The organism is Mediterraneibacter flintii (assembly GCF_055387595.1).
The window spans coordinates 434,590-449,292 of record NZ_AP031405.1 but is presented as its reverse complement, the minus strand read 5'-3'; the positions used below and the strand labels follow the sequence as shown (position 1 = coordinate 449,292).

The 14,703-nt window shown below is 51.9% G+C and carries 12 protein-coding genes; all 12 read right to left on the bottom strand.

Annotated elements, in window-relative coordinates:
- Position 1: 1 nt before the first annotated feature.
- Positions 2-3,349 carry a YodL domain-containing protein gene (locus ACZ5C4_RS02060; protein WP_257357936.1) on the bottom strand — a complete coding sequence of 1,116 codons (3,348 nt, stop codon included), beginning with the start codon at positions 3,347-3,349 and terminating at the stop codon, positions 2-4.
- A gap of 125 nt (positions 3,350-3,474) precedes the next feature.
- A complete protein-coding gene (locus ACZ5C4_RS02055; protein WP_002584962.1) occupies positions 3,475-3,843 on the bottom strand; it encodes a cysteine-rich VLP domain-containing protein in 369 nt (122 codons plus the stop codon).
- A complete protein-coding gene (locus ACZ5C4_RS02050) occupies positions 3,840-5,915 on the bottom strand; it encodes a type IA DNA topoisomerase (RefSeq protein ID WP_044942468.1) in 2,076 nt (691 codons plus the stop codon). Before ACZ5C4_RS02050 ends, ACZ5C4_RS02055 begins: the two co-directional genes overlap by 4 nt.
- Complete coding sequence (locus tag ACZ5C4_RS02045; RefSeq protein ID WP_044942466.1) at positions 5,912-6,637, bottom strand: DUF4366 domain-containing protein; 726 nt, start codon at positions 6,635-6,637, stop codon at positions 5,912-5,914. Before ACZ5C4_RS02045 ends, ACZ5C4_RS02050 begins: the two co-directional genes overlap by 4 nt.
- Positions 6,627-6,893: a DUF4315 family protein gene (locus ACZ5C4_RS02040; protein WP_003508256.1), complete on the bottom strand. Its 267-nt coding sequence runs from the start codon at positions 6,891-6,893 to the stop codon at positions 6,627-6,629. Before ACZ5C4_RS02040 ends, ACZ5C4_RS02045 begins: the two co-directional genes overlap by 11 nt.
- 21 nt (positions 6,894-6,914) lie before the next feature.
- Positions 6,915-8,882 carry a C40 family peptidase gene (locus ACZ5C4_RS02035; RefSeq protein WP_044942463.1) on the bottom strand — a complete coding sequence of 656 codons (1,968 nt, stop codon included), beginning with the start codon at positions 8,880-8,882 and terminating at the stop codon, positions 6,915-6,917.
- The gene (locus tag ACZ5C4_RS02030; RefSeq protein WP_464519585.1) at positions 8,879-9,835 is read right to left on the bottom strand and encodes a DNA-methyltransferase; all 957 of its coding nucleotides are present in this window, start codon (positions 9,833-9,835) and stop codon (positions 8,879-8,881) included. The genes ACZ5C4_RS02035 and ACZ5C4_RS02030 overlap by 4 nt, the downstream gene beginning before the upstream one ends.
- The gene (locus ACZ5C4_RS02025; RefSeq protein WP_058118383.1) at positions 9,832-12,228 is read right to left on the bottom strand and encodes a VirB4-like conjugal transfer ATPase, CD1110 family; all 2,397 of its coding nucleotides are present in this window, start codon (positions 12,226-12,228) and stop codon (positions 9,832-9,834) included. The genes ACZ5C4_RS02030 and ACZ5C4_RS02025 overlap by 4 nt, the downstream gene beginning before the upstream one ends.
- Complete coding sequence (locus ACZ5C4_RS02020; protein WP_006774460.1) at positions 12,188-12,580, bottom strand: PrgI family protein; 393 nt, start codon at positions 12,578-12,580, stop codon at positions 12,188-12,190. Before ACZ5C4_RS02020 ends, ACZ5C4_RS02025 begins: the two co-directional genes overlap by 41 nt.
- A 1-nt stretch (position 12,581) precedes the next feature.
- Positions 12,582-13,478 (bottom strand): radical SAM protein, encoded by an 897-nt coding sequence (locus ACZ5C4_RS02015; protein WP_171898515.1) that lies wholly within the window; start codon positions 13,476-13,478, stop codon positions 12,582-12,584.
- A 16-nt stretch (positions 13,479-13,494) separates the two neighbouring features.
- Positions 13,495-14,346: a VirB6/TrbL-like conjugal transfer protein, CD1112 family gene (locus ACZ5C4_RS02010; protein ID WP_003431220.1), complete on the bottom strand. Its 852-nt coding sequence runs from the start codon at positions 14,344-14,346 to the stop codon at positions 13,495-13,497.
- 82 nt (positions 14,347-14,428) lie between these two features.
- Positions 14,429-14,644, bottom strand: coding sequence for a Maff2 family mobile element protein (locus ACZ5C4_RS02005; RefSeq protein WP_003508243.1), 216 nt, complete (start codon positions 14,642-14,644; stop codon positions 14,429-14,431).
- Between the last annotated feature and the right edge of the window lie 59 nt (positions 14,645-14,703).

The following is a 14,703-nucleotide window of genomic DNA, read 5'->3' as shown; positions in this document are numbered from 1 at the left end:
ATCAAACCTCCAAATCCTTTTTATGCTCTTTCTGTTTATCTTTCGGCTGCTGCGCCGCCTGTTTCTTGTATTCGTCCAGCTTCTTCAAAATGGACGGTTTTTTCTGCGGCTGTTCCCGTTTCTCGGCTTTTACCGCTTTTGCAAGGTCGGTAACGGAAATCGCTTCCCCCGCCTTTGCCCGCTGCTCAAAATCTGCAACGGTGGGCGTTTGCGGCGTATTGTTGATAAGCCCGTCAAAATTGTTGTCGTTCTGCTCTATGGTGTCCTCGACGTGCTTTAAGGGATTATCCCGCTGCGGCTGCTCGGCGGCTATGGCATAAGCCTGTGTGCCATTCCCCATAATGAGATACTTCCCGTCCTCCGACGCATGGTGAAAACCAAATCCCGCCGCTTCGATCTGTTCACGGCTCATATCGGTAATATGAAAATTGCCCCTCGGCGTTCTGACGGTTTCACCCGTCAAAAGGCTGTCGGGGGTCGCTTCCGGCTGCTGCTTTTCAAGCTGCCCGTCCTTGTAGGAATATCCTTGCGCCGCGATTGCTTCAAGGGTCTTGCCCGTAACGTCGCCATAAATCCGCTTGTCTGCGTCAACCAGCATTTGCAAAGTGTCTTGTACGGTGTCGGACAAGGCTTGCTGCTGTTCGGGCGGCAGCTTGTCAAATACGGGGGTCTGCTGCTCCTGCAAAAACTCCGGCACTTGCTGAAAACCGATACTGTCTACATAGTGGGCGGTGTCCTCGTCGTTCTGATGAAGCACAACAATGTCGGAAACGGAAAGGCTATGCCCCTTGAAATCGGCGGGGTGGTCGATATTAAACCTTTCCCAAATGTCGCCCAGCGTCATATCCTTTGTAAGCGGTGCAGTATAGACGAGTTCATAATTTACCCGGTCAATGGTAAGTCCAGCCGCTTGCAGACGGTCATAAGGCTCAAAGCGCAAGTCCCTTGTTTCGTCCCCGCGCTTTAACTGATAAATGGAAAAGGTATCGCCCTGCTCCTGCTCGGCTTGCCGCTGCTGCTGCAACTCGGTAAAATGCCCCTCAATCTCGGTAATGAGTTCCTTTGCGGTGGTCTGTATTGTTTCAAGGGACGCTTTTAACTCGGTCATTTCCTTGCCGCTGCTCCAACCAGCCACATAGCCGAAAGAGTAATCGGAAGTATCAAGGCCGAAATGCTGGCAAACCGTATAAGCGACGCTTTCCGCTTCTACCTCGCAGGTATGGCGGTCAACGCGGTTTTGCTGCTCCGGCGGGGCGTTTAAGTCTACGTCGTGCAGCTTCGCATGGGCGATTTCGTGAATGGCGGTCTTTACCGCCTGTAATTCACTCACGCCCTCTTTGATTGCAATACGCTTGTCGGTCAAACTGAAATACCCATTTGCGCCGTTTGTGATCTGCTCAAATGCAATCGGGACGGGGGACGCTTTTTCAAGGGCGGCGAAAAAATCCTCGTACTGCTCCACATCGGCAAGCAGCGGTTTAACGGAAAGGTCGGGAAACTCCTTGCCCTCGGTCTGCGAAATATCAAAGACGGTTATAACCTTAAAGGCGGGGACGGTGATTTCCTTTTCTTCCTTTACCACTTTTCCCTCGCGGTCAAGCATGGGCTTTCTCGTTTCGGGGTCGATTTTATCAACCAGCTTTTTCACCTTGTAGGGCGCGGGGGCAAAGATTTTAATGCCTTTCTCGCCTTTCTTTACATGGCGGTCAAACTCTTTCTGCCATTGTGAATAGCCCTTTACCAAATTGCCGCCCTGCATGGCAATTAGGATAGTGTTATTCAAGCTGTAATCGTGAAACTTCGACATGGCAGTAAGAAACTCTTTGTAGCGGTCGCTGTCAAAAATCGCCTGTACGCCCTGTTCCAAACGCGCGGTGATCTCCTTTACCTTTTCGGCGGGCTTTTCGGAAGTAAGGATAATGGGGACGACGGGGCGGGGCTGCTGCGGCTCTGCGGCCTGTGCGTCTGCTTGCTGCGTTTCGGCTGCGTCCATATAGGCTTTGTCCTGTTCGCCGCGCTCCGGCTGCGGGTAACTCATAATGCGGTATTCTTCCGGCACTTCGCGCCCCTCAAACTGCCGTTCCCACTCGTCGCCGCTTTCCACGATATAGCCGTACTCGGTAAACGCGCCTTTTTCCTGCGCGGCAGCGTTCCTGCCAAAAGTAGAAAGGTCAATGCCGCCTTTCCATTCTTCGGGCATTTGTACCATGCCGGATTGATTTAAGTAATAGTCGCCCAAATCGTGGTAGTTATGTACTTCGGGGATATGGACGTAGAAATCCACGTTGTAGGTGAAGTCAATTACCTGTCCAATATTTGCAAGCCCGTTTTTCTGCTGCAAGGCTGCGTTCAGCTTGCCAACCTCGGCGGGGTCAAGCTGTTCGAGCCGCGCCGCAAGAAAATTGAGTTCGTCCACGTCGGCGGCGCATACCATTTCATAAGGCAAGGCAATATGTTTTTCCGGGTCGTCGGAAAAGCCGCGAATGGAAAAATCCTGCGGGTTGTCGGCGGTAATGCCGACGCTCTGCATGGCTTCGTGAAGCTGCTCCTTTGTGGCGGGCATATCCAACCAATAGCCGTCGGGGTCGCCCGCTTCAAAACGGCTGCGGTTGCCAATCATAATAGAAAACTGTTCGCTCATGTGTTCACGCTCCTTTTCCTGCCCGGTATTTTCGGGGATAGCTGCCGCCTGTTGCTGCTGCGGGGGTTCTTCGCCCTCTATGGTGTAGTCCGGCATGAGCATACCGTTTACTTTGAAATAGTCGGCGTACTCCTGCGGGATAGGCGGGGAGATTTCCGTAAACAGACGGTCATACGCTTTGATACGCCCATTCAGATACTTTTCCATAGCTGCCTTGTCGGTGAAAACCTTTCTATCTTGTCCGGCAATCTTCGCTTGGGTTCTGCTTGGGCTGTTGGTGCGCACGCTCCATGTAAGCGTCCATGAATACGGGATAGATTTCTGCGCTTCTTTGTCGTAGCGGGTATTCTCGTAAATGTAGTAATTCATCTGATATACCCGGTTGCTGCGAATATGGCGGTTATGCTCGGTGGTCTGCCACTCGTTAGCGGTGTGCTGGACGTGCGGCGTTCTCACATATTCAAGTGTTTTATCCAGCAAAAGCGTTCTTCCCGCCTGTTCTTCCCATGCGGCGGCGCGTTCTTTAAGGTCGTCAAAAATCGCCTGTTCTGCCGCCGCGCTTTCGCTGCGCATGGAAAGTAGCTGCGCAATCGGCAAGGAAGCATAAGGGGCAATCTCCCTGTCCTTTGCTTCAAAATATATCCGGCGTTCTATCCGCATGGTTTCGGCGGTTTCCAATTTGTCATGGTCGTATGAGGAATACGGCATATTCTTTCATCACGTCCTTTCTCGGTCATATAAGGGTTTGGGACTATCCCAACAAGCAAAATGCCCGCGCTCTCTATGGGAAGCGCGGGCATTTCTCGCAAACGGGTACTCGTTTGCTGTGCTTGCTATGTAGTTGTTTTTATCCGTAAACGCCTGTTTCTCTCGCTTTGGGCTTTCTGTCTGCGGCGTATCTTTGCCGCGCAATCGGGGCAGTATTTCGCCCGGTTGCTGCCCGCCGCAAACGTGCTGCCGCATACCGCGCAACGCTTCAAATCGGTTTCCCCGCTGCGGGTGATCTGTTCGCAAAGCTGCCTGTCGGCGGGTAATACCGCTTCGCGGAAATAGCGGCATAGCAGCGAATAGCTGATACTCTGCACACAAACGCAAGTTTCCCCGTCGTCCAGCAGCAGACAATTCCCGCAATCGTTGTTTGCACAAGCGGCGCGGGTCATTTTCTTTACGGCGCGGTATTGCTTTTCATCAAGCCTTATCATTTTCGGTTCTGCTCGACGCGGAAGTTTACATACTTGCCGCCTGTGTCGGCAAGCAGCACAACTCCGTCAAAGGTCTTTCCCGTCTTGGTCGAGTACATACCTTTGATTTTTACCTTTCCGTCTTTCAAAAGGGCGGCGGCAATCGCCTTTGTGAAAGCCTTTTTGCGCTGCTCAAAAAAGCGGTCATTCTTCCACATCACAAAGCTGCAAGCCCTGTCGGAGCAGTAAAAGTTTTTCTTGCCCTCGTAAACCGCCGCGCCGCAACGGGGGCAAGTGCCGATTGCTTCCCGCTGCGGGGTAAACAGCTTCGCTTTATCCTCGGAAATCGCGGAATAGGTCTTGACAAGCCCCGCTGTCATTTCCTCAATGCTGCGCATGAAATCGTCCGGGCTGTCGCTGCCTTTGGCAATCCCGGTAAGGCGGGTTTCCCATTCTGCCGTAAGCTGCGGGGACGTAAGGACTTCGGGCAGGATAGCGGCAAGGTTATACCCGTCCTTTGTGGGGATTAGCTTTTTGCCCTTGCGCTCGGCAAAGCCCGCGCTAATGAGTTTTTCAATGATACCCGCCCGCGTTGCGGTAGTGCCTAACCCTTTGCGCTCTGCGTCCTCCGGCGTTTCTTCCTTGCCCGCGTTCTCCATAGCGGACAGAAGCGTATCTTCGGTAAATGCCTTTGGGGGCTGCGTGTAACGCTCGGAGATCTCCGCTGCCGGATTGTCAAAGGTCTGCCCCTCGGCAAGCGGCGGCAAAACGGTTTCCGGCTCTGCGTCCTCGTCCTGTTCCTCGGACGCGGCGCGGGACAGCTTTTCAATCTCACGCCACCCCTCGCAAAGCGTCGTCTTTCCCTTTGCGGTAAAGGTATAACCGCCGCAAGAGATAACCGCCGTAACCGCTTCATATTCATAGGGCGCGGCTGCGGCGCAAAGCAGCTTCGCGCATACAAGGGTCATAAGTTTTGTTTCGCTGTCGGTAAGGGAAGAAAAGCCCGTTTTCAAAAACTCGGCTGTCGGCAAAATAGCGTGGTGGTCGGTTACTTTGCTGTTGTCGCAAACCCTTGTAAGGTCTGCTTGCAGCTTCACGTCCCGCATAAAGGGAAGCAGCGAACAAAGCCCGGTAATGAGTTCCTTTGTGCTGCGCTGCATATCGGAAGTGATATATTTGCTGTCGGTGCGGGGATAGGTCAAAAGCCGCTTTTCGTAGAGGGCTTGCGCATAATCAAGGGTCTGTTTCGCCGTAAACCCGTACAGGCGGTTGGCTTCGCGCTGCAACGCGGTAAGGTCAAACAGCTTCGGCGGTGCAACGGTCTTTTTCTCTTTTTTGAGGGAAGTACAAACGGCTTGCGATTTCTCGCAAGCCGCTTTCATCTGCTGCGCCGCCGCTTCTTCGTTCAGCCTTTCGGACAAAGCCGAAACACCGCCCGCGTCCAGACGGACAACATGATATTTTTCTTTCTTAAAGCTGCTGATCGCATAGTCGCGGTTTACCAGCATGGTAAGGGTGGGCGTCTGCACTCTGCCGACATTCAGCGTTTTGTGATAGAGGATAGAGAAAAGGCGGGTCGCGTTAATCCCGACAAGCCAATCTGCCTTTGCTCTGCAAAGCGCGGATTGATAGAGGTTGTCATAGCTGCGCCCGTCTTTGAGGTTTGAAAAGCCCTCGCGGATTGCGCTTTCTTCCATGCTGCTAATCCAAAGGCGGGAAAAGGGCTTTTGGCAATTTACCTGTTCGTAGACAAATCGAAAAATGAGTTCTCCCTCGCGCCCGCTGTCGCACGCATTGACAATCTCGGAAACGTCGCTGCGCTGCATAAGGTCTTTGAGTACGGAAAACTGCTGCTCCTTGCCGCTGGCAACGGTAAACTGCCAATCCTGCGGGACAATGGGGAGATCGTCATACTTCCATTTTCGGTACTGCTCGTTGTAGGTTGCCGCGTCTGCAAGGCTAATCAAATGCCCGATACACCACGACACAAGGTAGCCGCTGCCCTCAAAATATCCGCTGCGCTTTTCATTCGCGCCAATAACGGCGGCAATCGCCGCCCCGACGCTCGGTTTCTCTGCAATTACAAGTTTCATACTTCCTCGTCCTCCTGCTCGGTTTCTAATTCTTCCTCGTCGTCCTCGTCAAAATCGAGATCGTCAAGGTTGCTGCTGCCTTTTGCCGCGTCCTTTTTGGGCTTCATAATCTTAAAGTAATAGAACGCGCCGCCGCTTACTGCGGCAAGAAGCAGCACGACAAGCAGAATAGCACCGCCCATGCCGCCGCCTTTATCTTCCTCCGGCTCCGGCTGCTCGGTTTCTTCCGGCTCCGGCTCGGCTTCCTTGCCCGCGCACTCGCTCATATTGACGCTGCAAACGGGGCAATCGGTGTTGACGCTTCCGGCAACGCATTTTTCAGTACAGCTACAAGCGGGGGCTTCGGTCTGTTCGTCCTCCATAAGCTGCAAAAGGTCTTTTTCATCAACTTGATTGAGGAAATGGACGGTGTTTTCTCCGTCCTCGGCGCGGTCAATGATGATGTAAAAATAGTTTCCGTTTTTCGTAACGACGGTAATAAACTGCTTATCGCCGGACGCTTCGCCCGTTATGTCGTCCACAAGGCTCATGTTGCCCTCCGGCGTTAAAGGCTGCGGCTCATAGCCGCCCGTCGTTTCTTCCGGCTCGGTTTCGGTTACGGGGGTAGGCGGCTCGTCGCTCACGTCACCGCCGCCCGCAAAAGCGGTAACAGAAAAGCCGCCCATGAGTACAAGGGCGGCAAGCAAAGCGGTAACGCTGCGGAACAGTTTTTTATGCTTCATCTTCGGTTTCCTCCTGTTCGTCGGTATAGTCTGCGTCCGGCTGCGGCAAAGCAATTTCGCCGCTGGCGTAAGCGGAGAGGAACGCGGCAAGCTGCGCCCCGTCAAGGTGTACCGCTTTCACCATTTGAACGATCTGCGCATTTTCTTCCTCGATTTTCTGCGCTTCAAGGTCTTTCAGTCTTTTTTGGTATTCAAGGATTTTCGCCCTCGTTTTCTCAATATCCCGTTCGATACGGTCAAGTTTCGTGTTTGCCATAGAAATAAACTCCTTTCAAAGTCAGTTGTAATGTAGCCGCCCATAGGCGTAAAAATGGGATTGCCAATAGCTTGTATCAAGTTTTGCGTATTGTATCGGGTCGCCACAATGCAGCATGACGGGGCTTCCGTCCCCGTCCTCGCCAACGTAGATACCCACATGAGATACGCCCGGTGTGTCGTATGTACCCGTAAAGAAAACCAAATCCCCCGGCTGCGGGTTGGAAACGCGGGTTGAAATGTTGTAAAGCCCCTGTGCCCCAAGTCTGCCCGTATTGTATAGGCCGCTGTTCGTCAGCACATAGCTAACAAAACCGCTGCAATCAAAAGAGGTTTCCGGGCTGCTGCCGCCCCACACATAAGGAAAACCGACATACTTTTCCGCTTCCTCAATGAGCCGCGCAAACTGTTCATCTTCCAGATAGGCGGGCGGGATTTCATAATCCGCTGGCGGGTTTTCATAGTATTTTGAAATATAGCCGGATTGCGGGAAAAGGTCGGGTCTGTTCCCAAGCGACGACATATACATAGCGTACATGGATAGCTGTTCCTCGCCCATAATGTAAACGGGAACATGGGAGAGGTTGAAGTTTTCCAAATCCACATTGAGAATGTAATAGTTATAGGCTACTTCAACGTCGTATTCGTTGCCCTCGCTGTCCGTCCGCGTTTCGGTGCGGTAGCGTACCTCGACTTCCTCCGTAACCGTCAAGATATACTGTTTATCAAAGAGCATTTCAAGGGTGCTTTGCGCTTCATCGAGAGTAAACACGCCCTCATGCCAAGCGGAGAGGATAGAGATTAGCACATACGGGTCATGCTCGATCTCGTCAGCCGTTACCCGGTATTCGTCATAGCCGGGGTATTCGCTTTCGATGTTATCCAGCATATCCTGTAACTCGGCTTCCATAGCGACATACGCGCTTTCTGCGCCTGTAATATCCGCGTCCTCGGAGAGATAGGACGACGCAATCAAGCCGCTTCCGCTGTTGCCGCCGAACAGGGAACAAGAGGACAAACCGCCGAAAAACAGAAGCACGATAAAGGCAATCCCGCCCACGATCAAACAGCCTTTCCAATGCCGGACGACAAAGAACGTCGCCCGTTTGGTTTCCTGCGCCGTTTTCTTTGCTGCCTTTGCGGTGGCTTCGGCGGTCTTTTTCACCTTGCCGCCCGTTTTCAACGCCTTTGCATACTGCTTTTTAATGCGCTGCTTTTGCCAAAAACGGGAAATCGGGTTAGAGTGCGCAAGGGCGGGGTTATCATGCAGCGCCTTTTGATAGAGAAAATCGGCGTTTGCCTTTGCTGCCTTTTTCTCGGCTGCTGCCGCCGCCCGGTAAGGTTTCAGCTTATGGCTGCGTATGCCGCGTTTTACTGCCCGCGTCGTCATGCCGCCCGCTTTCTCGCCCACAAGTTCTATCCTGTGTCCGCTTTCCACACCGACGTTTTCTTTCTCCACCTCATAGATTTTTCCATGTACGGCGGCGTCCAATTCCTGCGCCGGACGGGATAACGGGTTATGACGCAACTTGCCGTTTGGGGGCTTATCCGTTTTTTCAAAAGCAAGGCGCGTCTTTGCTTTGCCTTTGGCTTCGTCAAAAACGCGCTCTTTCTTGATTTTGGTCTGTTTGGGGATAGCTGCCCGCGCTTTGTCTAAACGGTCAGCCGCCGTATCGGATTTTTTGATTGCCTTTTGCAGGTCCGGCGTTGCCCGTTCCGCTTCGGAAAACTGCAAGCGGGAAGAATGGGTTTTAGGCTGCGCCGCGTCAAGGGCTTTTTTCTCCGCGCCTTTTGCTGCGTGTCGCTCAATCTCTGCGCCGATATGCTGCACAACCTTTTCCGCTGCCGCGCCTGCGGGGGCTGAATAGTTTTCCTCCTGCGGCCTTTCGCTGATACTGGACGTTTCGCCCGTCGTGAGGTTTTCCGCAACCGCACCGTCGCGGGTCATTTTCTGCGTTACCTTGTCCGGGGCTTTCCATTCCTTGCTCATGGGCTTTCACCTCCAATCCGCTGTTTCGCAAGGTTACAGTATTCGGGGTTGATCTCAATACCAATATAGCGGCGGTCAAGGCTTTTTGCCGCCGCTGCGGTGGTTCCGCTGCCTAAAAACGGGTCAAGGACAATCCCGCCGACGGGACAGCCCGCCAAAATGCACGTTTCCGCAAGTTTCGGCGGGAAAGCTGCGAAATGCCCGCCGCGATAGGAAGCTGTGTTGATCTGCCAAACGTTGCGGCGGCTGCGGACGGGGCATATCAACTCATCGGCGTATGCGCCCTTTTCGCGGGGGCGGTTGATTTTCTGCGGTTGGTTTTGCCCCGGAACAGTAGCGGCATATTTGTTGCCTTTCCCAACTCCGCTTTTCAGCCGTACCGCCGTTGTGGGGGCTATCGGCTCGGCTACTGCTTGCCAATCGTAGTAATATTTCTTCGACTTGGTAAGCAGAAACACATATTCATAGCAGCGCGTCGGTCTGTCCCGCGTGCTTTCCGGCATGGCGTTTCCCTTGTGCCAAATGATAGAACTGCGCAAATACCAACCGTCGCCCCGCAAGGCAAGGGCTACAAGCCACGGAATACCGATTAGGTCTTTCGGCTTGCAGCCGGGGGCGCGGTGGTTTACCGCCACTTGCTGCCCGTTCCTGCCTTTGGGATATTTCGGGTCTTGGTGGTCGGCTTTGCTGCCTGTGCCGCAATAAGTGTCCGCGATATTCAGCCAACAAGTACCCTCCGGCGTAAGCACCCGCTTTACCTCATGGAAAACCGCTGTAATGCGGGAAACATATTCCTCCGGCGTTGCTTCCCGTCCGATCTGCCCGTCTGTGCCGTAATCGCGCAAAGCATAGTAGGGCGGGGACGTTACGCAACAATCCATACAGTTATCCGGCAAGGTTTGAAGCACCTGCAAGCTGTCGCCGCAATAGATTTTATCCGTTTCTATCTTCATGCTGACACCTCGCCGGGCTTGGTCGTCATCACGCGGTAGAGTTCCGTATCTTTTGGGAAACGGTCAATAAAGGGCAAAATCACGTTGCCATAGAAGATAAGTCCCTCGCCCGCTTCGGAATGGGTTACATAGGTCATTTGCTGCTGTGAAATGTTAAGCTGCTTGGCAAGGATTTCCCGGTCGCCCTGGGCTTGGTTGAGCATATACACAAAATCACTGTTTTCAAAGATGTTCTCCACCTCGCGGGACGACAACAAATCTTTCACGTTTTGGGTGATACCTGTCGGAATACCGCCCCACTTCCTAAAACGCTTCCAAATCTCGACGCTGTATGCTGCGGTCTGTTCCTCTTTGAGCAGCAAATGAAACTCGTCGATGTAATACCGCGTCGCCTTGCCCTCGCTGCGGTTTACCGTTACTCTGTTCCATACTTGGTCTTGGACGATAAGCATACCGACTTTTTTAAGCTGCGTACCGAGTTCCTTAATATCAAAGCAGACAAGGCGGTTATGAATGTCAACGTTTGTCCTGTGGTTAAAAATGTTCAAGCTGCCGTTTACATAGAGTTCCAATGCCGCCGCGATACGCTGCGCTTCCTTTTCCGGCTGCTTCTTGATCTCGTCGTAGAGGTCGCCCAAAATCGGCATATTTTCGGGCTTCGGGTCGGCAAGGTAGTTGCGGTACACGCTGATAACAGCGCGGTCAATCAAGGTCTTTTCAACAGCTTCCAGCCCGTTTTTACCTCCCATAATCAACTCACAAAAGGAAAGGATAAAATCGCTCTTTAAGGCTATGGGCGTGTCGCCCTCGCTGTAATTGAGGTTAATATCCATAGGGTTAATGTACTGCGTGCTGTTCTGCGAAACCTTGATAACCTGTCCTTTCAAACGTCCGACAAGGGGATAATATTCGGCTTCGGGGTCGCAAATGATAATGTCGTCGGACGTGATAAGAAAAGCGTTTGTGATTTCGCGTTTTGCAGAAAAACTTTTGCCGCTGCCCGGTGTGCCGAGTATCAAGCCGTTGGGGTTTTTCAGCTTCTTTCGGTCGCACAAAATCATGTTGTTGGAAAGGGCGTTTAAGCCGTAATACAATGCTTCGCCGCTTTGGAACAGCTCTTGCACCGTAAAGGGAACGAAAACGGCGGTGCTGCTGGTCGTCAAGCCGCGCTGGATATGGATAAGGTTTTCCCCCAACGGGATAGAGGACATAAGCCCCTGTTCCTGCCGGTAGTCAAGGCGGGTCAAAATGCAGTTGTATTTCTGTGCGATTGCCGCCGCCCCAAATACTTCGTTATCCAATTTCTGCTTGGTATCTGCAAGGTTTAAGACAAGCAGCGTGAGCAGAAACATTCTTTCGTTGCGGCTCTGCAAATCGCGGAGTAGGTTTTTTGCTTCCCCGCCGTAGGTGGCAAGGTCAGACGGAATAATATCCATGTCGTAGCCGCTGCGGATTGCTTTCTTTTGTTCCTCAATCTTCATGCGGTCAAGGTCGGTGATCTTGCGCTTAATCGTCTTGATTGCTTCGTTGTGGTCGATACTCTGAATGTGCAGATTAACGATAATCCCGTTTTCCGCGTCCATGAAGTCGGCAAGCATACGGTCGGAGAGTTCCGGCGCGACGATCTGCAAAAAGGAAACCGCACCAAACTTGCCGCCCATTTGAAACATTCGCCCGTCGCCAAATCGGAAAGAGGACGGGGCGATAAAGTCCTTGACGGAAAGCCCACTTGCGGGTAGCCATTCCCACGCAAAGTTAAAGCGTTCCCCGTCCGGGTGAAAAATCCCATGCAGCACTTCAAGACGCTGTTTCCCGTCCAATACCCGCGCCGCCGCGCCGATCACCTTAAAATGGTTGAGGGTGTCCGTTTCAATGCGGGCAAGACGCGCCCGCGCCGATCTAATGTCCTTTGCTTCAACGGTAAAGGTGAGAAACTTGGTTTTGATAAGCCCGTTGTTTCCGCGTTCAAGCTGCGTCCTAAGCATTTCGGTGTATTCTGCTCTGATACTGTCGAAGTCGTCATTCTGCGGTGCAATCGTGATACTGTTCTTAAAATCGTCCTTGTTCGCATGGCGGCTGATTAGGGAAAGCTGCACGCTGATAGAAGCGTCGAACGAGTTATACATATCGCAAAGGGCTTCAAAAATGGCGGTTTTGTCGTCCGGCTGCGCAAGCTGATAATTTATATCCTCAAACTCAATGCACTTGGAATACCGCCCGTTTGCAAGGCGGCAAATCCCGTCCTTATACATTCGCTCAAACGGTATGCTGTCCTGCGCCGTATGGGGCTTCCCGTCGCCCTTTGCCTGTCGGATAAGGGTATCTATCTGTTTTCTTTCCTGTCGGGAAAGTTTACGCTTTTCGTTTTGGGTGTTTTTCTTTTCCTTTGACAATCGCCCGTACCTCCTTATCTAATTGCTCTTGCCGCGCAAGGGCGGCATAAAAATTGTTGGTCTGATAAGGTCGCTCTTTGGGGCGAAGAAACTTCACTTCCACAAATTGCCGAATAATCACTTCCAGCGGTTGCCCGTTTTTCTCGTACATGGCAAGCAAAAACATAGGCAGCATGGCAAGCACCATGCACAATGCCGCTGCGCTCGTTCCAACGCTGCCTTTTACCAAAAAGAACAGCGGCAGTCCGATTGCTACCGCCGCGCTGAAACAAATTAGCTGTCGTTTGGTAAGGTTGAACATTACCTTGCTTTTGATTTTTGTTAAGTCCTTTGGGACGGTTACATACGCCATTTCAAACCTCCTTTCTGCCCGGAATGTAATCTTCAAAGCGGGGAACAGCATAGAAAAGCCGCTTGTTGTTTACCCACCGTTGCAAATGGCGGGTAACAGGCGGGGCGGTTGGACGCTCGTAAATCATCACATACGGGTCAAAGCCCATAGCCCGCAAGGTGTTCACGCGGTATAAATCCTGTTCGTGAGTGCTGCCGTAGTTGGTAAGAACATACACGCGCCGCTGGCGGCTGCTCTTAATAGCTGTCAAATCCAAAAAACGTTGGAAATACCCGGTCAAGTCCTCGTCGGGATTATCCCATGCAAAATGTACCGCTTTTATCCGTACCCGATTTAACAGGCTGACATTATCCCTGTTCACAAGGCGAATATCCAGCCCTTGCGAAAAATCCACCCATGCGCGGCTTCGTATAAGCTGCTCAATGAGATTTTCATGGTCGGGACAGGCAAGCAGATTAGCGTCCATGATTTTTATTTCCGGCTGCCATTTCCAAAACTCGGACAAATCCGCAACCTTAACGCTTTTGCGTCCCTCTTTACCGCTGACAATGCAAAACCCGCAATTTCTCGGACAACCCCGGCTTAAAAAGCCGTAAGCAATCCCGAAAAACTGCGGGTAGATTGAATAATCCGGGTAACTGTGTTCCACTTCCGGCGGCAAGCGGTTTTTCGTGTCGTAGCCCGTACCGCCGAAAATGACCTGTTCCGCGTTGGTAACGGTTATCGTGTCTTTGGAATAGGTGTCCGTAAAGACGCGGCTTTTATATACAAGGTCGTACCGCTCCTTTGTGTTCCACCATTCCACCGTATGCCCCTTTGCTTTATGATACGCGGATAGCTTCATCAAGCAGAGGTTGGGGAAATTATGGCTGTCAACGTCGATTAAGCCGATTTTCAAATCATAACTCACCCCCTTAATGTGCCGAAAAGACGCTCTTTGCAAGGCTCCCTGTTTTGAAAAGGGTAAAGCACAAGAGGACGGTATAGCCCATGCAAGCCCAGATCGCGCCGGATATGTCGTCGGTCGCTGCGATTGTCTGTATCAACACCGCATAAATGCCGACACACACCAAAATCAAAAACGCTTGAAAACCAAGCGCAAGCAAAGATTTTAAGTAATTCTGTCCCATGCTGCCCCATTCGTGATTTACCATTGTTGCCATCGGGATAGGGGCAACGCTCGTTACAAGATATATTTCAATCATGCGCCCATACACCACAAGCATAATGCAGATTGACAGGGCTTTCATGGTAAGCCCTACAAAGAGGGATTGAAACCATAACCCCAAAAGACCGCCCACGCTCATAGCGTCGAGTTTTGCTTCAATGTCGGTAATGACAGTGGTAACGTCTATGCTTGTATCGGATATGATAACCCCCGCGCTCTGATTGACGACGCTCTGCGTAACGTCAAAAACTCCCATGACGATATTCCAAGTATTTGTTACCAGCAGCACCGCAACAAAGGTTTTGAAAATCCATTTGAAAAAAATCCAAGTGTCGAGATCGTGCAGATTGTTTTTTTCAATTACAAGCTGGATTAGTTCATAACACATGACAAAGGTAATGATAACGCCCGCAATCGGTACAATGACGTTTTCCGAAAGGCTGCGTATCATGTTGAATATGCCCGCGTTCCACCCGGCGGGGGTCGTGCCGACTTGCGTTGCAATTTCTCCAACCTCTGTATTTACGCTGTCAAACAAGCCGGAGAGGTTCGATAAAATCCCGTCTGTCAAAATGCCGCGAAACCAATCTTCAATCATCTGCCATATCAAAAGTTAATCCCTCCTTTCCCGCGCCCTCCCGTTTCCGAGAGGGCGCGGCGGGTGGTATTTGTTTTAGGCATTATCCAAAAAGTTTGGAAAGAAGCGGAACAAGGGTGCCGCCGATCAACGCGACGCCACCGCCCGCCATAAGCTGCTTCATGCCCTGGCTCTTTGCGCCCGGATTGTCGTTGCCGTAACCCTCCATGAGGTTGATAGCCCCCCAAATGCCAAGACCTGCGCCAAGCGCGATAACCAAAGTCTGCAATACACCAACTGCGCTGTTAAAGAAATCCATATAAACCTCGCTTTCTGCCGCTTTGCGGCTCAAAAAATGTTGTTGAAAATGAAAATGCC